Source organism: Pseudomonas sp. SJZ077 (genome assembly GCF_007993905.1).
Classification (GTDB): domain Bacteria; phylum Pseudomonadota; class Gammaproteobacteria; order Pseudomonadales; family Pseudomonadaceae; genus Aquipseudomonas; species Aquipseudomonas mandelii.
On the sequence record NZ_VIUJ01000006.1, the window covers coordinates 206,144 to 227,508 of the forward strand.

The window sequence follows — 21,365 nt, forward strand, 5'->3', positions numbered from 1 at the left end:
CAAGGACAGGCTTCACAGAGGTGAACAGTCATCGATTTTGTACAGGTTTTCTGACCCATTCGCGGGCAAGCCTCGCGCTCCTACAGGTATGGCGTATGGCCCAGAACGCCCTACGACCAAGACGTTCAGGCCAGATTCTGTTCGGTCAGCCGCTGTACCGCCAGCCGCCGGTAATGCGAGGGCGTCATGCCCTTGAGCTGTTGGAACCGCCGATTGAAGTTGGAAATATTGTTGAAACCCGATTCGAAACACACATCGGTCACCGGTTTGTCGCCATCGGCCAGCAACTCGCAGGATTTGCTGATGCGCAGGCGATTGACGAACTCGATGAAGCAGCGCCCGGTGGCTTGCTTGAACACCCGACTGAAATACGTTGGCTTCATGCCTAAATGCTCGGCGACTTCCTCGAGCGGCAGGTCCCGGGCGTAATGCGCAAAAATGTAATCCACCGCCCGGTTGGTGCGATCGATATTGTGTTCATCCGCCAGTTGCGGCGTGGTGGCCCCCGACAGCAACTGAAAATCGTCAGAAGCCGCGAGCAGCTCCAGCAGTATGAAAAAGTGCCCAAGCCGGGTGACGCCTTTAGTGTCGGCGATGCGTTGCATCAACGTCATGGCCTGGCGGATGGTGCGTTTGCAACGAAATTCGATGCCGTACTGCGCGCGCTCCAGCAGTGGCGCAAGGGTCTTCAGTTCTGCGAATACCTGATGACCGCTCTCGAACAATTCATCCGTGAAGTTGACCAGCATGTCGCGCTTGGGCACTACCTCGTCTTCGGCCACCTGGCTGATCCAGTTGTGAGGCAGATTCGGGCCGGTCAAGAACAGGGTTTCCGGGTAGAAGTTGCCAATGTAATCGCCGATGAACACCTTGCCGGAACTGGCGACGATCAGGTGCAGCTCGTATTCCTTGTGGAAATGCCACCGCACCAATGGGCAGGGAAATCCATGCTGGCGATAGATGATCGACAACCCGTTGTGGTCGTCCATCAGTTCGTAGGAAGGATCGGTGACTCTGGCGGTTCGGGTCATGTCAGGGCGCTTTTTATTATCATTGCGCCCTGATCATGCCTCTTTCCAGGCCCCTAATGCCAGTGTGCAACGTTCCGTGTGTCAGCCCGGAGTCCGCTCATGCAACGCATGGCCGTAAACCGCTTTCATGCTGTTGGCCGTCCAGCAATAACGAACGATCTCTGATTCGTCGAAAAAGTCGGTATTGATGATGCTGCAGCGCGTGACCCAGTCGCGGGTGGGATTGAACCAGTCATTGATCTGGGTTTTGATGTCCTGAGGCCCACCCAGAAATGCGTAGCTGGTGGCTGATAACGACCATAGAAACGTTTCGTACGGCGCGTCTTCGAGTGTGCTGGAAACATGGTTTTGCAGATCCTCGGTATCGGTAAACCGTTTGTTTATCCACTTGTGCGGGATGCGCGGCCAGAAGTAATCCTCATCCAGTTCCCGCCGTCCATGCGCCGCCAACACCACCCGGCGGCGAGGACTGATCCGCTTCAGTTCGCCGATGGTTTTTTCAGCGTCGCCGGGGGGGATCACTCGCTGCCCGAGTCGACTCACCAGAAGATCGTTGAGTTTCTGATAATCAAAGGGTTTGGACCCATCCGCGAGTTGGTGGAAATCCAGCACGATGAACTCATCGGGATTGCGGTCAAGGAACGCTGACACGTCTGTCATCAGTTCATCGAGGACCCGATGGGACTGGTATCCGTTGTGGTGAAAATAGAAAATCGACTGGTCCGCGCCCTCGGTGTAACCCAGGCGGATATCAAAGGCCCGGGCACCGTTGGACAGTTGCCAGGCAAATGAACCGTTTTGACACGTCGTCCAGTTGCCGATAACCACATCATAATTGGGTGCCTGTTTATCCATGCCGGCGTTATGGGCGCCCGGCCAGACGATATCGGTCAGTTTTAATCGATGGATATCCAGGACGTTACTCATCCACTTTTGTTTGTCTAACGTGCCCGCTGTGTTTTGGGTCATGACAGTTCCTTGTCGTTGACGCGCCCCCTCCGTGGGGCGACGAAATTCATGTATCAGAGTTGGCTGCACGCCACACCTGTGTTGATCGCCCTGCGCAGAAAGGCTTTCATGACCCAGCATAGAAGTGAGTAAGAGGATTTCCAGTCATGGAAACAGTTACACATAGATAGCCGTTTAATGGCACGCCGATTAGTTGGCTCGTTTGGCGGCTTTATATACGTTTGCGGTTCGGCAATAGGAAACAATTTGCGACTCTTCAATGAAGTCAACATTGATGATGTTGCACTTTGCCGCCCAATCACTTTTTTCCGGGTCGAACCAGGCATTGAGTTCATCATGAATATCCACGGGGCCACCGAGGGCGCTGTAACTCGCTGCCGAGAGCGACCATGGTGCCCATGTGCCTGGCGGGTAGGTCAGGACGCTCGTAATGTGCTTCTGCAGATCGGCGGCGCTTGTGATGCCGCTGCCAGACCATTGGTGTTCAATCTGTTCAAGGAACACGTTTCGATCAAGCTGCCAATGCCCAGGGGCCGCGACCAGGAGCCTTTGCTCAGAACTGATTTGCTTGAGTTGATGCAGGCTCAGAGAACGGTTTCGAGTGGGAATTATCTGGTGCCCCATAAGATGGATCATCATGTTGTTGAAAAAAGTGTAATCAAACGCATCCCCTTTTAGTTCGTGGAAGTCCAGGACAATGAATTCATCGGGGTTCTCGTCAAGAAACTGCCTCAGGTCGGTAAACAAGTTCCCCAAGGTACGATTGTTACGGTAGCCGTTGTGATGCATTCGGAATTTTCCAAGCCCCGGTTCCTTGGCGTCAAATACGAGTCTGATATCCAACGCTCGAGAGCCTTTGCACAGTTGCGAGTAAAACGATTGGTGCTGACAAGCCAGCCAGTGGGCGCCTGGAATAAGCGGCCAAGAGGCTTTCCAGTCGCTGCCAGCGTTATGGGTGCCCGGCAGGGTCAATTCGCAGAGTGACAACGTGTCAATGGCCGGCGTGCTGGCCATCCAGTTGTTAAGTGTCAGGTTGTTTTGAACAATGGTAGTCATTTAATGCATCCTTGCATCAAGTGGTAAGTTAGATAAATGCCGCCGGATAAGTTTGTCTGAATCTAATCCGGCGAGTTGTTTATAAGGTGGGGTGTGGAAGGGGGTCAATAAGCGTGACAATGCAAAGTGTGTAGCGATAGTGTCGATAGTTAGTGAGTGCGGTTTTTTGCTTCAATCCATTGCGCCATATACTGCGTACTTTTATGGTGGTGATGACGCAACATGCTGCCGGTAAAGTTATCCGTTCTAAGTTGGGCGAGGCGTTGTTGGCAGTCTATTAACTTTTCGATAAGTGCCGGGCCATGTTCGGCTTGTCTATAACGATTGGCCAACAACACCTGCCCTCTGGATTGGGCGTCCGTCCAGAGTGCTTCATCCTTGTACAACCGCACCGCATCATCGGCGAACTCCCGTGCCGTCCGGGCCACGGCGCCAGGCCAGGGATGCTGGCCGTGCATTGCTTCTGCGCCGATAGGCGTTGTGACTGTAGGCGTGCCACACAGCATGGCGTCGATGATCTTGCCCTTGATGCCCGCGCCGAAACGCAGCGGTGCCAGGCACACGCGCGCCGCCGACATCACTTGCAAGGCGTCTTCCGCCCAGTTCATGACATGGAATCCTTGGGCCGCGTTATGCAGCGCAGTGGCCTTGGGCGGCGTGTAAGCGCCATAGATGTGCAGTTGGGCGCCGGGTAGTTGTTCGCGGATCAACGGCCAGATCGCCGTTTTCATCCAGAGCACCGCATCCCAGTTCGGCGCATGTCGAAAGTTACCGATGCTGAGAAAGTGCGCCCGATCTTCAAAGGCAGCCGCCGGCACGCTCGGCGGTTCGACCATCAACGGGCACCAGTGCAGCAAATTGCGCGGCATCTTGAACTGCTCGACCAGCAACTCGATTTCCACTTCAGAGATCATCAGGTTCAAATCGCAACGATACAGCGCGGCCATTTCCCGTTTGGCCAGATCGGTATCGGCCATCAAGTCAAACTCTTCGCGCAATGCCGGTGCGAACAGGTCAGTGAAATCATTGTTATCGTCGCTGGTCTTCAAGCGATCCTTGAGACGCTGATGCCGGGCGTGCCGCAGGCTTTGCAGATCCGAAGTTTCAAGCACTCGCAAGGCGTCGGGGCAGTGTTTCTCGACACGCCAGCCGAATTGCTCTTCCATCATGAACTGATCAAACAGCACGATATCCGGGGCCAGTTGGCTGACGAAGTCGTCGAAACTGCTGTTGTTCAATTCGATCGGGACTTCGCGAATGCCTAGCGCCGTCAGATCCGCGCGATGTTCACCGGTGCCGGCCGGACTGCTGAAGGTAATATCCCAGCCTTGTTTCAGAAACGTATCCAGAATCTGCATCACATGCCCACTGGCGGCCGAAGAGCGGGGCTCGGGCCAGACGTAACCAATGACGAGGACTTTGGTTGCGCGGGGCTGATTCATGAACGGTATTTCCTTGACTCGGGATGAGGGCTGAGTGACGCGAGAGGCGCGGGATTTAACCATATCTGGCCGCAAGGGATCACGACGTCGATGGAATGTTCTGCCATCCAGGGCGGCCTGTGCACCCGGTGGTGGGCAGGCTAAGGCTATGAAAAACGTGCTCAGGTTTATCCGCACAGGTCCGGTAGCAAGGTTGTTAGTGTGATGGATTGTTTCAATAAACAGGGAAGGCGCATTGATTGCTCAAGTGCAGCAGGATCATTTATAGGCAGCTAAGGTTTGCCGTTGATACGGCAAACCATTTTTTGGAAAAAGTGCGCCTAAGAAAATGTAATGAATGATTAAGCAAGCATGCCTTTGACCTTGTCGCGCAACTGATCAATCGAAAACGGCTTTCCAATCACCTGCATGCCCTCAGGGAGCTCGATGCTCTCGGCATAACCGCTGGCGAACAGGATCGGCAACTCATGACGCAGCATCCGCGCCTGTTTCGCCAGTTCTCTGCCATCCATCACCGGCAAACCCACATCGGTCATCATCAAATCGATGTGCTGGTCCTCATCGTTGAGAAACTCCAGCGCCTTTTCGCTGCCATCGGCCTCAAGGACCTTGTAGTCCAGTTCCTCCAGTACATCGACGATCAGCATGCGCACGATGGCATCGTCTTCTACTACCAGGATGGTGGACGGGGTGGAGGACATAAGAGGGCTCTCAAGGTAAATTCAGGGTCGCAGGTCGATCGAAATCGCCGGGCTCTATCATGAGTAAGTGGCAGATCCCGACAAGTTCCCGGCGTTGTGCAAAAAAGAATAGCTGTACAAGAGACGGCAGGATAACCGCTCCTTAGATCGATCGCAGCTAAATGCGGGGATTTGCCCGGACAGGCCGCAGAAAGTTGGATCAATGTGCCCGTTTTGGGGCAAACTCCCTGGTTTTGAACAGTTCGACAAGGCCTCCCCATGCCCCCTGCGTCTTCGGTTGATGAGCAACGATTCCGTAAACTCCTGAGCCGCAACATCAGTCTGCCGTTGGGCGTTGGTGTGCTCAGCGCGGTGTTCTTTGTCTCGCTGATCACTTACCTGCTGTCGGTAATCCAGTGGGTCGAGCACACCGACCGGGTGATCAATAACGCCAATGAGGCGGTGAAACTGACCGTTGATCTGGAAACGGGGATGCGTGGCTTTCTGATCAGCGGCGATGAGCATTTTCTCGACCCTTACGAAACGGCCAAGCCGAGAATCGCGGTCGCGCTCAATACTTTGCTCGAACTCACGGCCGACAATCCGGTTCAGACCGATCGTCTGCGCCGACTCCAGGCCTTGCAGGTTGAGTGGGCCAACTATGCGCAATCCATGATCGAGTTGCAGCGCACTAACGGTGATTATCGCGGTGCTGTCAAAGCTGGGCAGGGCAAACGGCTGACTGACGAAATCCGCAAGCAATTCGAAGACGTGATCGACATGGAGCAGCAGTTGCGCACCACGCGCAACGAGGAAGTGCGCCGCACCACGATCTGGAGCATCTCCCTTTACCTGCTGTTCATCCTCGGCATCAGCGGTTTGCTGGCCTATATCGGTCGTCGCGATTTGCTCAACCTGTCCCAAAGCTATAGCGCCAACCTCGCCGCACAACAGGCCAGCGCCCGGCGCCTGGAACAGCAAGCGTGGCTGCGCAACGGCCAGACCGAACTGGCCGAGCAGGTGTTGGGGCAACTGTCCCTCAACCTGTTGGGGCGCAACATCCTGCAGTTCTGCGCGCAATATCTGGGCACTGCGGTCGCTGCTATTTATGTGCGCGAAGAACATGGCGGCCTCATACGAATAGCGTCCTACGGTTTTTCTCGCGAGCAGGAAGAGCGCGACCAGCAGATCTACAGCGATGAAGGGATTGTCGGCCAGGTGGCGCAACAGGCTCGCCTGATCCGTCTCGATGACGTGCCAAGCGACTATTTCAAAGTCAGCTCCGGTCTGGGCGAAGGCCTGCCGCGTAGCGTGCTCGTGGTGCCCACCAGCGACGATGATCGGGTCAATGGCGTGATCGAGTTAGGTTTCCTGCGCCCCTTGGACGACCGCGACGTCGAATTGCTCGAGCTGATTGCCGGCAACATCGGCACGTCAATCGAGGCCGCTCGCTACCGTCAGCGTTTGCAGGAAGTGCTGGCCGAAACCCAGCAGCTCAACGAAGAGCTGCAAGTTCAGCAAGAAGAACTCAAGACCGCCAACGAAGAGCTCGAAGAGCAATCGCGGATTCTCAAGGAGTCCCAGGCTCACCTGGAAACCCAGCAAGTCGAGTTGGAGCAGACCAACGAACAACTCGCCGATCAGGCACAGATCCTGGCCGATCAGCGTGATGCGATGGACTTGAAAAACACCGAGCTCAACCAGGCCCAGGCCCAGCTTGAAGAGCGCGCCGAAGAATTGCAGCGCTCGAGCAAGTACAAGTCCGAGTTCCTCGCCAACATGTCCCACGAACTGCGCACGCCGTTGAACAGTTCGCTGATCCTGGCCAAGTTGCTGGCGGAAAACCCTCAGGAAAATCTCAGCGCCGAGCAGGTGAAGTTCGCCGAGTCGATCTACTCCGCCGGCAATGACTTGCTCAATCTGATCAATGACATTCTGGATATTTCCAAGGTCGAGGCCGGTAAGCTGGAAATGCGCCCCGAGAACACCAGCGTTGCGCGTCTGGTGGACGGACTGCGCGGAATGTTCGAGCCGATGGCCGCTGACAAGAAGCTGGAGTTCGAGGTCGACGTGCAGCCCGGTTCGCCGATGATGCTGTTCACCGACCGCCAGCGTCTGGAGCAAGTCGTTAAGAATCTGCTGTCGAACGCGGTGAAATTTACCGAAAAAGGCATCGTCAGCCTCACGGTGGCGTCCCAGCCGAACGACGGCATCGCCTTTATCGTCCGCGATTCCGGGATCGGCATCGCCGCCGACCAGCAGGAAAGCATTTTCGAAGCCTTCCGCCAGGCCGACGGCACCACCAATCGCCGTTATGGCGGCACGGGGCTAGGCCTGTCTATTTCCCGCGATCTGGCGGCGTTGCTGGGCGGTTCGATCAGCGTCACCAGCGAGCCGGGGCAGGGCAGTGTGTTCACCCTCGTGCTGCCGCAGCAATACGTAGAACCGGGTGATGCGCCCGTCGCGCCGATGCAGGCTACCCCGGTCGCCGCAAAACCGAGGGTGACAACGCCCGCGCTGGTACCGCTGATTGCCGAAGTCGACATTCCACGTTTCGATGATGACCGCAGCAAGGCGCCATTCACCACCCGTTGCATCCTGGTGGTGGAAGATGAGCCGAATTTTGCAAACATTCTCTACGATCTGGCCCACGAACTGGGTTACCAGTGCCTGGTCGCTCACGGGGCCGATGAAGGCTACGACCTGGCCAGGGAGTTCATTCCCGACGCCATTTTGCTGGACATGCGCCTGCCGGACCATTCCGGGCTGACCGTATTGCAGCGTCTGAAAGAACATGCCGAAACCCGCCACATTCCGGTGCATGTGATTTCGGTGGAAGATCGGGTCGAGGCGGCCATGCACATGGGCGCGATCGGTTATGCGGTCAAGCCGACCACTCGCGAAGAACTCAAGGACGTGTTTGCCCGCCTCGAAGCCAAGCTGACCCAGAAGGTCAAACGGGTGCTGCTGGTCGAAGATGACGATTTGCAACGCGACAGCATTGCTCGCCTGATCGGCGACGAGGACATTGAAATCACCGCCGTCGGCTTCGCCCAGGAAGCGCTCGACCTGCTGCGCACGACCATTTTCGATTGCATGATCATCGACCTGAAGCTGCCGGACATGCTTGGCAACGATCTGCTCAAGCGCATGTCCACCGAAGATATCTGCTCGTTCCCGCCGGTCATCGTTTACACCGGACGCAACCTGACCCGGGACGAAGAGGCTGAGCTGCGCAAGTACTCGCGCTCGATCATCATCAAAGGCGCTCGCTCACCCGAGCGTTTGCTGGATGAGGTCACACTCTTTCTGCACAAAGTCGAATCCAGGTTGTCCCATGAACGCCAACGGATGCTCAAGACCGCGCGCAGCCGCGACAAAGTCTTCGAGGGCCGCAAAGTGCTTCTGGTGGACGACGATGTACGCAACATCTTCGCCCTGACCAGCGCTTTGGAGCAAAAGGGTGCAGTCGTGGTCATCGGCCGGAATGGTCGTGAGGCGATTGAAAAACTGAATGAAGTCGAGGACATCGATCTGGTGTTGATGGACGTGATGATGCCGGAGATGGATGGTTTCGAAGCCACCATCGAGATCCGCAAGGACCCGCGCTGGCGCAAGCTGCCCATCATTGCGGTGACGGCCAAGGCCATGAAGGACGATCAGGAGCGCTGCCTGCAAGCCGGCTCCAACGATTACCTGGCCAAGCCCATTGACCTGGATCGCCTGTTTTCGCTGATTCGCGTGTGGTTACCGAAGATGGAACGCATTTAGTGGAACGCATTGAAACAGTAGCGCGTAACAGCGAGATTGAATTGCGGTTGTTGATCGAGGCGATCTACCTCAAGTACAGCTACGACTTTCGCGATTATTCCGGCGCTTCGATCAAGCGCCGGGTCAATCATGCGTTGGCGCAATTCGAGTGCAATACCATTTCGGCCCTGCAAGAAAAGGTGCTGCACGATCCGACCGCGTTCATGCAGTTGCTGCAATTGCTGACGATCCCGGTCAGCGAAATGTTTCGCGATCCTTCGCATTTCCTCGCGATCCGCAAGGAAGTGGTGCCACTGCTCAAGACCTATCCGTCGATCAAGATCTGGATCGCCGGTTGCAGCACGGGTGAAGAAGTCTATTCGATGGCGATTCTGCTGCGCGAAGAAGGCTTGCTCGATCGCACGATCATCTACGCCACCGATATCAATCCCCGCTCGCTGGAGAAGGCCAAACAGGGGATTTTCTCCATGGAGAATGTCCGCGCCTACACTCACAACTACCAGCAGGCCGGTGGCCAGCGTTCGTTCGCCGACTACTACACGGCGGCGTATGGTTACGCGATTTTCGACAAGACGTTGTGTGAGAACGTGACGTTCGCCGATCACAGCCTGGCGACGGACAGCGTCTTTTCAGAAACGCAATTGATTTCGTGCCGTAATGTTTTGATTTATTTCAACAAAAAGCTTCAGGATCGCGCGTTCGGTTTGTTCCATGAATCCCTTTGTCACCGGGGATTCCTGGTGCTGGGCAGTAAGGAAACCCCGGATTTTTCCGCCTTCGGCAACCAGTTTTCGCCCTTGGTCAAACAAGAACGGATTTACCGTAAATCATGAACAATGCAGCGGATTTGCCTTCGATAGAAGCTATCGTGATCGGCGCTTCGGCCGGTGGGGTGGAGGCATTGCTCAACATTCTCAGTCCGTTGCGTAAAGGTTTCATGCTGCCGATCATCGTAGTCCTGCACCTGCCCGACGAGCGCCGCAGCCAACTGGCCGAAGTCTTTGCCCGCCGGGTCTCCATGCCTGTCGAGGAAGCTGGCGACAAGATTGATGTGGCAGCCGGAACGTTGTATTTCGCCACTCCGGGCTATCACTTGTCAGTGGAGCAGGACCGCAGTTTTTCCCTGAGCCTTGAGGATCGCGTGCATTACTCGCGGCCTTCCATTGATTTTCTGTTCGAGTCGGCGGCCGATGTCTATGGCCCAGGCCTGGCGGCCGTGCTGCTAACTGGCGCGAACCGTGATGGCGCACACGGATTGGCGCGGGTCAAACGTCGTGGCGGCCTGACCATCGTGCAGGACCCGGACGAAGCCCAGGTCGCGACCATGCCTCGGGCGGCGCTGGATTTGCACTGCCCTGACCACATTCTCCCAATACGCGGCATCGGCCGTCTGCTTGTCGAGCTGGAACGAATAGCATGCTAAGTAACATCCAAGCCAAATTGCTGATTGTCGACGATCTGCCGGAGAACCTGCTGGCACTTGAGGCGCTGATCAAGCGTGAAGACCGCATGGTCTACAAAGCCTTGTCCGCCGACGAAGCCTTGTCGTTGCTGCTGCAACACGAATTCGCCATGGCCATTCTCGACGTACAGATGCCGGGCATGAACGGCTTTGAACTGGCCGAGTTGATGCGCGGTACAGAGAAGACCAAGAACATCCCGATCGTGTTTGTCAGTGCCGCGGGCCGCGAGCTGAACTACGCGTTCAAGGGTTACGAAAGCGGGGCCGTGGACTTCCTGCACAAGCCATTGGATATTCACGCCGTCAAAAGCAAGGTCAACGTCTTCGTCGACCTCTACCGCCAAAGCAAGGCGATGAAGCAACAGGTTGAAGAACTGGAGCAGGCTCGCCGCGAGCAGGAAGCGCTGCTCAAGCAGTTGCAGACCACCCAGAATGAACTGGAGCAAGCGGTGCGCATGCGCGATGACTTCATGTCGATCGTCGCCCACGAAGTCCGTACGCCGCTCAATGGCCTGATCCTCGAAACCCAGCTGCGCAAGATGCACCTGGCCCGGGACAACGCGTCGGCGTTCACCCTCGACAAGATGCACGCCATGGTCGACCGTGACGAGCGGCAGATCAAAAGCCTGATCCGTCTCATTGAAGACATGTTGGATGTGTCACGCATCCGCACCGGCAAGTTGTCGATCCGCTCGACCAGATTTGACCTCGTGCAGTTGGTCAGCAACCTGCTGCAAAACTTCGCGCCGCAAGTTGACGCCGCCGAGTGTTCCGTTGCGTTTACCGCCGAGCAGCCAGTGGTCGGCAACTGGGACGAATTTCGTATCGAACAAGTGATTTCAAATCTGCTGACCAACGCCTTGCGTTATGGTGGCAAGAGCCTGATTGATGTCAGGGTCTACAGTCACGAGGGTCAGGCACGGGTCGAAGTGCAGGACCGCGGGATCGGTATCAGTGAAGAAAACCAGAAGCGCATTTTTCAACAGTTCGAACGGGTGTCAGCCAAAACCGTGGTCGCGGGGCTGGGACTGGGGCTGTTTATTTCCGAGCAGATCGTCGCCGCCCATGGCGGCTCCATCGCCGTCGAGAGCAAGATCAACGAGGGCGCCTTATTTCGCGTTTGTCTGCCGTTGTAGGAAAACAGCCGGATAAACGCAACCTCTGATCGACCCCATGGTCGTATCAGCAGCTATTGACCGAACAAAGGCTTCCCATGAGTGAAGATGCACAAGATGTAGTACTCATTGTCGAGGATGACCCCTCGATTCTGATGGTATTGTCCGCTTACTTGTCGGGTGAGGGTTACCGGGTGCTGCAGGCCGAAAACGGCGAGCAGGCTTTCGAAATATTGGCGAGCAAGCCGCACCTGGACATGATGATCACTGATTTTCGCCTGCCTGGCGGCATCTCCGGCGTGCAGATCGCCGAGCCTGCCGTAAAGCTGCGACCAGAGCTCAAAGTGATATTTATCAGCGGTTATCCGCAGGAGATCCGCGAGACCGACAGCCCGATCACGCGCAAGGCGCCGATCCTCGGCAAGCCATTCGATCTGAACGTGTTGCAAGAGCTGATGCAGGACATGCTGTCGTAAACAGCCCCGAAGCCCCCGTCATGGGGGCTTTCAGATTCTGATCATCTCCCGCACCTTGGCCGTCAACAGGTCGAAGGTGAACGGCTTGGTGATCATCTGCATGCCGGGGTCAAGGAATCCGCCGCGCACTGCCGCGTGTTCGGCATAACCGGTAATGAACAACACTTTCAGGTCAGGCCGGTATTGCCGACCGATCTCCGCCAGTTGCCGGCCATTCATCCCTGGCAATCCCACATCGCTGATCAACAAATCGATACGCTGGCCGGAATCGAGAATCGGCACCGCGCTGTCGGCATCGCCTGCTTCGACGAAGGCGTAGCCCAACTCACTCAGTACTGCGCTGACCAACACCCGTACCGCCGGATCATCCTCGACGATCAGCACGGTTTCTCCGTCCTGAGCATGAGGCGCGTGTGCGATGTCGATCAGCGTGTCCTCGACTAGCGCACCGTTGTAACGCGGAAGATACAGGCTCACCGTCGTACCGTTGCCCACTTCACTCTCGATGGTGACGTGGCCGTGGGATTGCTTGCTGAAACCGTAAATCATCGACAAGCCCAAACCGGTGCCCTGGCCGATCGGTTTGGTCGTGAAGAACGGATCAAAGGCTCTGGTGATGGTGCCTTCCGGCATGCCGCAGCCAGTGTCGGTCACGCGCAGCACGACGTAATCACCCGGTTGCAGGTTGCTGTGAACCTGCGTGAAACCTTTGTCCAGATGCTGATTCGAGGTGTTGACCACCAGTTTTCCGCCTTCGGGCATGGCGTCGCGGGCGTTCAGCACCAGGTTGAGGAGGGCGCTTTCGAGTTGGTTGGGGTCGGCCTCGGCCACCCACAAGTCCTCGCTCAACTGCATGTCCAGCTGAATGCTTTCGTTGATGCTGCGCTGCAGGAGCTCGCCCATGGACACCACCAGGGTATTCATTTTCACGGGTTTTGAATCCAGCGACTGGCGTCGGGAAAACGCCAGCAGACGATGGGTCAGACCGGCCGCGCGATTGGCCGAGGTCACCCCCAGATCGATCAGGCCGTCCAGGTCATCGGTGCGACCTCGGGCCAGGCGTCGACGTAGCAACTCGAGGCTGCCGATGATGCCGGTCAACATGTTGTTGAAGTCGTGGGCGATACCACCGGTGAGTTGGCCGACAGCCTCCATTTTCTGCGACTGTCTGAGGGCTTCTTCGTTATGACGCAGTTGGGCGGTACGTTCCTCGACCTGTTGTTCGAGGGTTTCAAGCGTATTTTGCAGACGCAGTTCGCTTTGGCTCAGGTCAATCAACCGGTCCCTGGCTTCATACTGCCGTCGTCGCCCACGCAATGCGGTAGTGACCAGGCTGATCAATGTCACCGGATGAAACGGGCGCTCGAGGAAGGTCACGTTGCCCAATTGCGGGCCGAGACGTGACGCGGGGTTTTGTTCCGGCCCGCCGTGGTGGGTCAACAGTACGATCGGCAGGTCTGACCAGGCCGGTTGTTCCTCGATCAAGCCCAGCAGCGGTTCGAGGTCGCAACCCAGCAAGGCTTCCGAAGAAATCAACAACAGGCCGGCACCTTGTGCCAGCTCGCTGCACAGCGTGACCAGATCCCGTGTCACAAGACCCTCGAATCCCGCCTCGTTAAGCATCATCAGCGCAATCTGGCTGTCACGTCCCAGCGGCGCGAGAATAAGCGCGCGCTCGGACATCGCCTCGACAACACTCACCGTTCATCATCCTTGAGCAGTGGCTGGCTGGCACCCAGATAGGTTGGAACGCCGCGCAATACACCCTGGAATGCATCCAAAGGCTCGCCGATGGTCATGCCTGCGCTGCCGATGCGGTATTCGCGAATGGTCGATTCGTGGCTGCCGGTGCGTTTCTTGATAATTGAAATGGCCCGGCGAACCTTGCCTACCGCTTCGAAGTAGCGCAACAGAATCACCGTGTCAGCCAGATAAGTAATGTCGACCGGGGCCTGCATGTCCCCGACCAACCCATGTTGGGCCACGGTCATGAACGTCGCGGCGCCTCGGCGATTGAGGTACAGCAGCAACTCGTGCATGTGCAGCACCAGCGCGTTTTCCTCGGGCATTGCGGCCTGATAGCCGTTGATGCTGTCGATCACCACCGTTTTGATGTTGCGCTCATCGACGCAACGACGAACCCGGTGCGAGAACTCGCCGGGGGACAGTTCGGCGGCGTCGACTTGCTCGATCAGCAGGTTGCCGGTGTCTTGCAGCGCCTGCAGGTCGATGCCCATGTTTTTCATGCGCTCGAACAGCAGTCCCAGCTCTTCATCGAAGATAAACAGCGCGGCTTTCTCACCCCGGGCGACGGCCGCGGCGGCGAAGATCATCGAGATCAGCGACTTGCCGGTACCGGCCGGGCCGAGAATCAGCGTGCTGGAACCGGTCTCGATGCCACCGCCGAGCAGGGCGTCCATTTCCTTGATGCCGCTGGTCAACTGCTGGCGGATATAACCGCCGCGGTGTTCAGCGGCGACCAGGCGAGGGAAGACGTGCACACCGTCGCCCATGATCGTGAAGTCATGGAAGCCGCCACGGTACTTTTGACCGCGATACTTCACGACACGTATGCGCCGGCGTTCGGCGCCGTAGTTGGGCGTCAGTTCTTCCAGACGAACCACGCCGTGCGCCACGCTGTGCACGGTTTTATCGAGGGATTCGGTGGTCAGGTCATCGAGCAGCAGCACGGTCGCGTCGTAGCGCACGAAGTAGTGCTTGATCGCCAGGATCTGCCGGCGATATCGCAGGGAACTCTGGGCGAGCAAACGGATTTCGGAAAGGCTGTCGAGGACCACACGGGTCGGCTTGACCCGTTCGACCACTTCGAAAATCTGTTTGGTTGCTTCGCCCAGTTCAAGGTCCGAGGAATACAGGAGGCTTTGCTGATGCTCGGCATTGAGCAGGCTTTCTGGTGGTGTCAGTTCGAAGATGTGGATGTTTTCATCCAGCTCCCAACCGTGGGACAACGCCCCTTGGCGCAGTTCGCGCTCGGTTTCTGAAAGCGTGATGTACAACGAGCGCTCGCCGGCACGGGCGCCGGCCAACAGAAAATGCAAAGCGACGGTGGTTTTGCCGGTTCCGGGTTCACCCTCCAGCAAGAACACATGGCCGCGGGACAATCCACCGGCCAGGATGTCATCCAGACCGTCGATGCCGGTGGCGGCTTTTGCACTGAACAACTCGTTAGATGTAGACAAAAAAAACCCTCTCATGACTAGGGGAAGCGAGGCAGCAGGCCTGATGTGCCTGAATGGACTGCCTGATCACTTGACCTTTTGCCATGGCGACGGTTCAACCTTTTTGCCGGTGTGATATCAGTGGCGTTATAAACCCTGCTGCAACGCCGGATCGTCTGGATTGAGTTGTTCCAGCTGCGCCAGAAGGATCTGCACGTTCTGCAATTGTCCGCTTTCTTTCCAGTAGTTGATGAGCAGCACTCGCGCCTTGCGATCCGCCGGATGGCGCTGGACGATTTCCTGCAACTGGTTTTGCGCCGCTTCCAGCTCTTGCTCGCCGTGCAACGTAGTCGCAAGGTCGTAGCGGTAATCCTTGTTGTTCGGCTCGATCTCGACCGCTTTGGACAGCCCAAGCAGGGCGAATTCACTTTGCCCGTGATGCAGCAACCAAAGCCCCAAGGCGTGTTGCAGGTAGGCAGAGTCGGGTTGAGCCTTCAACTGTTTCGCCAGCAATTGCCGGGCTGCGTCGCTTTGGCCTTGTTTATCCAGCACTTCAATCTGCATCACCAACGCCGGCAGATTGCTCGGCTCCAGTTGCAGCGTGCGTTCCAGCGCCTGCTGCGCTTCTTTCAGTTCGGCATTGTGCAAGTGCAGACGGGCCAGCTGGTATTGGGTTTCGGCGCTTTCCGGGAGACTTTTCAGGTCCCGTTCCCAGGCATCGATGGCTTGCTGCAACGGCCCGAAATACAAGCCCAGGTCATCCGGCGATAAACCCAGCAGCGCGTTGATCGCGGCAGACCGGACGCTTTGTTCGCTGTCGTCGAGTAATGGTCCGATCAGCAAACTGCGCTGCCCACTGGGCACCAGTCCGCCAATGCTTTTGATGGCTGCGATGCGCACGTCGGCCGACGGGTTTTGCAGGTCTGCATCCGCCAGTTTCAAGGCTTGCGGGCTCGGGTAGTTCGGCAGTTCGGCATGCAGCCAGACACGGCGCTTGGGCGACAGGTCAGGGCGACCCAGCTGCTGGTAGAGCACCCGTGCGGCCCCCGGTTGCCCGGCGCGCGCCTGGGTCAACGCTTCGCTATAGCCGCGCTTGATGGCTTCCGGCACCACGGGCGTCGTGCTGCGCAGGAAAAACCAGGCAAGAGCAATGGCGAACAGGACACAGAGGCTGATGAGCAAGTAGCGGCGGGACTGGGGCATGCAGGAATCCGGGGCTGGCAGCTTTTGCAAAGCTGTCAGCTTCGGTCAGGTAGGCGTGTGAGTCAAACCCTGACTCAGTCCGATGCCGGCGATTTTGCCTACAAGTCACGTCGACGTTGAAACCCGTCGAAGCCTTGAAGCAGTGACTACGCTTGCTGGAGATGGCTCGAAGAGTGTTCCCATGCAACCGCTGCTCCAGTACTTCAAGGCGATGATCAACCCCGGGCTCAAAACCGACCCTGATCCCTGCTATGGCAACGGGCTCACATTGTCTTCTGAAAAAGCAAAAAAAAGCCCCGCGACCGAATGAGGCGCAGGGCTAAAAAGTTGGTTGGTTGCGGCCAACCAAAGGAGCTCTTTAAAAATTACTTGCTGGCGACCGTCTCTGGTTGCCAGCCACCGCCAAGGGCTTTGTAGATCGCGACAATGCCGCGATAAAGATCGGTTTCCGCCGAGGCCTGGGTATCTTCAGCCGCCAGACGCTCACGTTGGGCATCCAGCAGGACGAGGAAGTCCACGGTGCCTTCGCGGTAGCGGATTTGCGCCAGGTCTGCGGCGGCGCGGCTCGCTTCGCTTTGACGGATCAGCGAGATCAGCCGTTGCTGACGTTTACCGTAGTCGCTGAATGCGTTTTCCGATTCTTCCAGCGCCAGCAGCACTTGCTGTTCGTAAGTCGCCAGCGCGCCTTCGGCATCGGCATCGGCGCCGCGCAGACGGGCTCGCACGCTACCCAGGTCGAACGCAGCCCACGTAATGCTCGGGCCGAGCGCCCAGGCATTGGCCGCCGCAGAACCGATCTGCGAACCACGGCCGGCGGTAAAACCAAGGAAGCCGCTGAGGCTGACCCGAGGGAACAGATCCGCCTTGGCCACGCCTATACGGGCGGTGGAGGAGGCCAGTTTGCGCTCGGCGCTGAGGATGTCCGGACGACGTTGCAGCAACTGCCCCGGGTCACCGATCGGCAATGCTTTGGCAATGGCCGGCAAGTCTTTTGGACTCAAGTCGACAGTCAGCTTGTCCGGACGCTCTCCCAGCAGGGTGGCGATACGGTTTTTCTGTCGAACCTGTTCGGCCTGTAACTGCGGCACGCTGGCTTCGACCGAGGCCAGGCGTGCATCGGCACGCTCGACGTCCAGTTGATCGCCGACGCCGGCATCACGCAGGCTTTCGGTGATCTTGCGCGACTCCTGCTGGTTGTTCAGGTTGGCCAGGGCAATCTTTTCGCGCAACTGTGCGCCGCGCAATTGGCCATAAGAATCCACCAGTTCGGCAATCATGGTGACTTGCAGTTGGTACAGATCGGCTTCGAGCGCCTGCTGTTCGGCATCGGCGGACTCGAGGTTGCGCTGGATACGCCCAAACAGGTCGATCTCCCACGCCATGTCCAGGCCAAGGTCGTAACGTTCGCTGTTGACCCGTTTGGTGGTCTGGCCCGGGATCTGACCCTTGCCCAAGTCACTGCTGGCGCGGCTGGTGATGGTGGGCATGGCGTCATTGCTGACGTCATCGCGAATCGCCCGGGCCGCTTTCCAGCGGGCGAAGGCCACGCGCAGATCACGGTTGCCTTGCAGCGATTGAGTCACCAACTGGTTGAGGGTCGGGTCTTCGAACTGCTGCCACCAGATGCCTTCGAAACGCGAGCGGTCGAAGTTTTTCTGGCCGGCAGCGCCGTCGGTGGCAGTGGTGATGTTGGCCGGCTCAGTGGCGGGTGTCTTGTAGTCCGGGCCGACGGCACAGGCACTCAAGGCCAGTACCAGAAGGCTCGGCAGGAAGGCTTTAAGGCTCATTGTTGCGCCTCCAGTTGCTTTTCCAGTTTTAGCGCCTTGGCCGCTTTGCGCTTTTCACCGCGCTCCACAAAGTTACGAATCAATACGTAGAACACCGGTGTCAGCAACAGTCCGAAGAAGGTCACCCCGAGCATCCCGGAGAACACCGCCACACCCATGGCGTGACGCATTTCGGCACCGGCACCGCTGGAGAAGACCAGAGGCACAACACCCATGATGAACGCGAAGGAAGTCATCAGGATCGGACGCAGACGCAGACGGCATGCTTCCAGGACCGCAGCCAGCGGGCTGAGACCTTCGTCCTGCTGTTTATCCTTGGCAAACTCGACGATCAGAATCGCGTTCTTACACGCAAGTCCCACCAGTACGATCAAGCCGATCTGGGTGAAGATGTTGTTGTCGCCTCCCGAAGCAATCACACCGATGATGGCCGACAGCAGGGTCATCGGTACGATCAGGATCACCGCCAGTGGCAGGCTCCAGCTTTCGTATTGGGCCGCGAGCACCAGGAACGCCAGCAATACGCAGAGCGGGAACACGAACAGCGCGGTGTTGCCGGACAGAATCTGCTGGTAGGTCAGGTCGGTCCACTCGTAGGTCATGCCGTTTGGAAGTTCTTCCTTGAGCAGTTTCTCGATCGCTGCCTGAGCCTGGCCGGAGCTGTAGCCTGGGGCTGCCGCACCGTTGATTTCAGCGGTGATGAAGCCGTTGTAGTGCATCACGCGGTCCGGGCCCGAGGTGTCGCTGACCTTGATGAAGGTCGCCAGCGGGATCATCTCGCCTTTGTTGTTACGCACTTTCAGCTGACCGATCTGGTCCGGTTCGAGACGGAACTGTTGTTCAGCCTGGACGTTGACCTGATAGGTGCGACCGAAGCGGTTGAAGTCGTTGGCATACAGCGAACCCAGGTAGATCTGCAGGGTGTCGAAGATGTCGCTGATGGCCACGCCGTGGGTCTTGGCTTTTTCACGGTCGATGGCGGCATCGACCTGTGGCACGTTCACGGTGTAGCTGGTGAACAGCGCGGCCAGTTCCGGCACGTTGTGGCTCTTGGTGATGATGTTCATGGTTTCTTTGTACAGCTCGTCGTAGCCCAGGTTGCCCCGGTCTTCGATCTGCAGGCGGAAACCACCGATGGTGCCCAGGCCTTGTACCGGAGGCGGCGGGAAGATCGCCATGTAGGCCTCCTGGATCCCGGCGAACTGGCCGTTCAATGCACCGGCAATCGCACCGGCCGACATGCTCGGGTCTTTGCGCTCGTCGAACGGTTTCAGGGTCACGAACACGATGCCGGCATTCGGGCTGTTGGTGAAACCGTTGATCGACAGGCCCGGGAACGCTACCGCACTTTCCACGCCAGGCTGTTTCAGGGCCAGGTCGGACATGCGTTTGATCACGTCTTCGGTGCGGTCAAGGCTTGAAGCGTCCGGCAGTTGCGCGAAGGCCACCAGGTATTGCTTGTCCTGGCCGGGTACGAAGCCGGTCGGGGTGTGGGCGAAACCGAAGAAGGTCAGCACCATCAGGCCTGCGTACAACAGCAGGGCAATACCGCTGCTGCGGATAACCCGGGCTACGGTGCCGACATAACCATGGCTGGCGCGCTCGAAGAACCGGTTGAACGGACGGAAAAGCCAGCCGCCCAACAGTTTATCAAGCACTTTGGTAAAGCGATCTTTCGGCGCATGGTGGCTCTTGAGCAGCACGGCGGCCAGGGCAGGGGACAGCGTCAGCGAGTTGAACGCCGAGATCACGGTCGAGATGGCAATGGTCAGGGCAAACTGTTTGTAGAACTGGCCGGTGAGTCCGGAAATGAACGCCGCCGGAATAAATACCGCACACAGCACCAGCGCCGTCGCGATGATCGGCCCGGTCACCTCACGCATGGCTTTCTTGGTGGCTTCTACGGGCGTTTCTCCCAGCTCGATGTGCCTTTCCACGTTCTCCACCACCACGATGGCGTCGTCCACCACGATACCGATGGCCAATACCAGGCCGAACAGTGACAGGGCGTTCAGCGAGAAGCCGAACAGGTGCATCACCGCAAACGTACCGATCAGCGAAACCGGCACCGCCACCAACGGAATGATCGAGGCACGCCAGGTTTGCAGGAACAGGATCACCACCAGAACAACGAGAATCAGCGCTTCGAAGAGGGTGTGGACCACCGCCTCGATGGAGCCGCGCACGAAGATCGTCGGGTCATAGACGATGCTGAAGTCCATGCCTTCCGGGAAGTTTTTCTTCAGTTCGGCCATCTTGTCGCGAACTTCGTTGGAGATCTCGATCGCGTTGGAGCCAGGGCGCTGGAAGATCGGGATCGCCACCGCAGGCTGGTTGTTCAGCAGCGAGCGCAATGCGTATTGGCTGGAGCCCAACTCAACGCGAGCGATGTCTTTCAAGCGCGTGATTTCACCGTTGTCGCCGGAGCGAATGATGATGTTCTCGAACTCTTCTTCAGAAACCAGACGGCCCTGAGTGTTGACCGACAGCTGGAACGCAGTGGCATTCGGCGCCGGGGGCGCACCCAGTGCACCGGCAGCGACTTGACGGTTCTGTTCACGAATTGCGGTTACCACATCGGTGGCAGTCAGGTTGCGCGAAGCGGTCTTGTTCGGATCGAGCCAGACCCGCAGCGAGTAGTCGCCCATACCGAACAGTTGCACGTCACCGACACCGCCCAGGCGCGCCAGCTCATCCTTGATGTTGAGCAAGGCGTAGTTGGACAGGTAGAGCATGTCGTAGCGTTTGTCCGGTGAGGTCAAGTGCACAACCATGGTCAGGTCGGGCGACGCCTTGTCGACGGTGATACCGATGCGCGTCACTTCTTCTGGAAGTTTCGGCTCGGTCCGGGTCACGCGGTTTTGAACCTGCACCTGTGCATTGTCCAGGTCAGTGCCCAGTGCGAAGGTGATGGTCAGGGTGATCTTGCCGTCAGCGGTAGACTGCGAGGACATGTACAGCATGTTCTCGACGCCGGTAATGGCTTGCTCCAAGGGAGCGGCCACGGTTTCACCGATGACTTTTGGGTTGGCGCCGGGGAAGTTCGCACGGACCACAACGGTCGGTGGCACGACTTCCGGGTATTCGCTGATCGGCAACTGGAACAGCGAGATGGCACCGGCGATCAGGATCAGCAGCGAAAGCACCGCTGCGAAGATCGGCCGTGAAATGAAGAATTGGGAAAAATTCATCGG

At 57.7% G+C, this 21,365-nt stretch carries 16 protein-coding genes; 6 read left to right on the forward strand and 10 right to left on the reverse strand.

The features are described from left to right. Positions 1-125: 125 nt before the first annotated feature. The 5 genes from FBY01_RS12215 to FBY01_RS12235 all read right to left on the reverse strand — a co-directional run bounded on the left by FBY01_RS12215 (position 126) and on the right by FBY01_RS12235 (position 5,199). Positions 126-1,031, reverse strand: coding sequence for an AraC family transcriptional regulator (locus FBY01_RS12215; RefSeq protein ID WP_077747836.1), 906 nt, complete (start codon positions 1,029-1,031; stop codon positions 126-128). An 81-nt stretch (positions 1,032-1,112) separates the two neighbouring features. Then, positions 1,113-2,000, reverse strand: a complete 888-nt coding sequence (locus tag FBY01_RS12220; protein WP_145307640.1) for a phospholipase — start codon at positions 1,998-2,000, stop codon at positions 1,113-1,115. A gap of 189 nt (positions 2,001-2,189) precedes the next feature. Continuing rightward, complete coding sequence (locus FBY01_RS12225) at positions 2,190-3,056, reverse strand: phospholipase (RefSeq protein WP_145307638.1); 867 nt, start codon at positions 3,054-3,056, stop codon at positions 2,190-2,192. 149 nt (positions 3,057-3,205) lie between these two features. Further along, positions 3,206-4,498 (reverse strand): glycosyltransferase, encoded by a 1,293-nt coding sequence (locus FBY01_RS12230; protein WP_145307636.1) that lies wholly within the window; start codon positions 4,496-4,498, stop codon positions 3,206-3,208. A 341-nt stretch (positions 4,499-4,839) separates the two neighbouring features. After that, complete coding sequence (locus FBY01_RS12235) at positions 4,840-5,199, reverse strand: response regulator (protein ID WP_145307634.1); 360 nt, start codon at positions 5,197-5,199, stop codon at positions 4,840-4,842. 258 nt (positions 5,200-5,457) lie between these two features. Between FBY01_RS12235 and FBY01_RS12240 the strand changes: the two genes are divergently transcribed. The 5 genes from FBY01_RS12240 to FBY01_RS12260 all read left to right on the forward strand — a co-directional run bounded on the left by FBY01_RS12240 (position 5,458) and on the right by FBY01_RS12260 (position 12,002). Continuing rightward, positions 5,458-8,949, forward strand: coding sequence for a response regulator (locus FBY01_RS12240; RefSeq protein WP_145307632.1), 3,492 nt, complete (start codon positions 5,458-5,460; stop codon positions 8,947-8,949). Beyond that, positions 8,949-9,782: a protein-glutamate O-methyltransferase CheR gene (locus FBY01_RS12245; protein WP_010460449.1), complete on the forward strand. Its 834-nt coding sequence runs from the start codon at positions 8,949-8,951 to the stop codon at positions 9,780-9,782. The genes FBY01_RS12240 and FBY01_RS12245 overlap by 1 nt, the downstream gene beginning before the upstream one ends. Beyond that, positions 9,779-10,372, forward strand: a complete 594-nt coding sequence (locus tag FBY01_RS12250) for a chemotaxis protein CheB (RefSeq protein WP_145307630.1) — start codon at positions 9,779-9,781, stop codon at positions 10,370-10,372. Before FBY01_RS12245 ends, FBY01_RS12250 begins: the two co-directional genes overlap by 4 nt. Beyond that, a complete protein-coding gene (locus tag FBY01_RS12255; RefSeq protein ID WP_010460446.1) occupies positions 10,366-11,547 on the forward strand; it encodes a hybrid sensor histidine kinase/response regulator in 1,182 nt (393 codons plus the stop codon). Before FBY01_RS12250 ends, FBY01_RS12255 begins: the two co-directional genes overlap by 7 nt. 77 nt (positions 11,548-11,624) lie before the next feature. Then, entirely contained in the window at positions 11,625-12,002 is a 378-nt protein-coding gene (locus tag FBY01_RS12260) for a response regulator (protein ID WP_145307628.1), read from the forward strand. Between the two features lie 30 nt (positions 12,003-12,032). Here FBY01_RS12260 and FBY01_RS12265 read toward each other — a convergent pair whose 3' ends face one another. The 3 genes from FBY01_RS12265 to FBY01_RS12275 form a co-directional block, all read right to left on the reverse strand. Continuing rightward, positions 12,033-13,685, reverse strand: coding sequence for an ATP-binding protein (locus FBY01_RS12265; protein WP_154505554.1), 1,653 nt, complete (start codon positions 13,683-13,685; stop codon positions 12,033-12,035). Between the two features lie 14 nt (positions 13,686-13,699). Further along, positions 13,700-15,202, reverse strand: a complete 1,503-nt coding sequence (locus FBY01_RS12270) for an ATPase domain-containing protein (RefSeq protein ID WP_010460440.1) — start codon at positions 15,200-15,202, stop codon at positions 13,700-13,702. A 126-nt stretch (positions 15,203-15,328) separates the two neighbouring features. After that, positions 15,329-16,384, reverse strand: coding sequence for a tetratricopeptide repeat protein (locus tag FBY01_RS12275; protein ID WP_145307626.1), 1,056 nt, complete (start codon positions 16,382-16,384; stop codon positions 15,329-15,331). Between the two features lie 181 nt (positions 16,385-16,565). On the opposite strand from FBY01_RS12275, the gene FBY01_RS31820 reads away from it, so the two are divergent. Next, complete coding sequence (locus FBY01_RS31820) at positions 16,566-16,694, forward strand: hypothetical protein (protein ID WP_256577972.1); 129 nt, start codon at positions 16,566-16,568, stop codon at positions 16,692-16,694. A gap of 55 nt (positions 16,695-16,749) precedes the next feature. On the opposite strand, the gene FBY01_RS12280 is transcribed toward FBY01_RS31820, so the two are convergent. Both FBY01_RS12280 and FBY01_RS12285 read right to left on the reverse strand, forming a co-directional pair. Beyond that, positions 16,750-18,171, reverse strand: coding sequence for an efflux transporter outer membrane subunit (locus tag FBY01_RS12280; protein WP_010460436.1), 1,422 nt, complete (start codon positions 18,169-18,171; stop codon positions 16,750-16,752). Next, the gene (locus tag FBY01_RS12285; protein ID WP_145307624.1) at positions 18,168-21,362 is read right to left on the reverse strand and encodes an efflux RND transporter permease subunit; all 3,195 of its coding nucleotides are present in this window, start codon (positions 21,360-21,362) and stop codon (positions 18,168-18,170) included. The genes FBY01_RS12280 and FBY01_RS12285 overlap by 4 nt, the downstream gene beginning before the upstream one ends. Between the last annotated feature and the right edge of the window lie 3 nt (positions 21,363-21,365).

Coding starts and splice junctions, on each gene's coding strand:
- FBY01_RS12215 (WP_077747836.1), bottom strand. CDS start 1,031: ATGACCCGAACCGCCAGAGTCACCGATCCTTCCTACGAACTGATGGAC.
- FBY01_RS12220 (WP_145307640.1), bottom strand. CDS start 2,000: ATGACCCAAAACACAGCGGGCACGTTAGACAAACAAAAGTGGATGAGT.
- FBY01_RS12225 (WP_145307638.1), bottom strand. CDS start 3,056: ATGACTACCATTGTTCAAAACAACCTGACACTTAACAACTGGATGGCC.
- FBY01_RS12230 (WP_145307636.1), bottom strand. CDS start 4,498: ATGAATCAGCCCCGCGCAACCAAAGTCCTCGTCATTGGTTACGTCTGG.
- FBY01_RS12235 (WP_145307634.1), bottom strand. CDS start 5,199: ATGTCCTCCACCCCGTCCACCATCCTGGTAGTAGAAGACGATGCCATC.
- FBY01_RS12240 (WP_145307632.1), top strand. CDS start 5,458: ATGCCCCCTGCGTCTTCGGTTGATGAGCAACGATTCCGTAAACTCCTG.
- FBY01_RS12250 (WP_145307630.1), top strand. CDS start 9,779: ATGAACAATGCAGCGGATTTGCCTTCGATAGAAGCTATCGTGATCGGC.
- FBY01_RS12255 (WP_010460446.1), top strand. CDS start 10,366: ATGCTAAGTAACATCCAAGCCAAATTGCTGATTGTCGACGATCTGCCG.
- FBY01_RS12260 (WP_145307628.1), top strand. CDS start 11,625: ATGAGTGAAGATGCACAAGATGTAGTACTCATTGTCGAGGATGACCCC.
- FBY01_RS12265 (WP_154505554.1), bottom strand. CDS start 13,685: ATGTCCGAGCGCGCGCTTATTCTCGCGCCGCTGGGACGTGACAGCCAG.
- FBY01_RS12275 (WP_145307626.1), bottom strand. CDS start 16,384: ATGCCCCAGTCCCGCCGCTACTTGCTCATCAGCCTCTGTGTCCTGTTC.
- FBY01_RS31820 (WP_256577972.1), top strand. CDS start 16,566: ATGCAACCGCTGCTCCAGTACTTCAAGGCGATGATCAACCCCGGGCTC.
- FBY01_RS12280 (WP_010460436.1), bottom strand. CDS start 18,171: ATGAGCCTTAAAGCCTTCCTGCCGAGCCTTCTGGTACTGGCCTTGAGT.
- FBY01_RS12285 (WP_145307624.1), bottom strand. CDS start 21,362: ATGAATTTTTCCCAATTCTTCATTTCACGGCCGATCTTCGCAGCGGTG.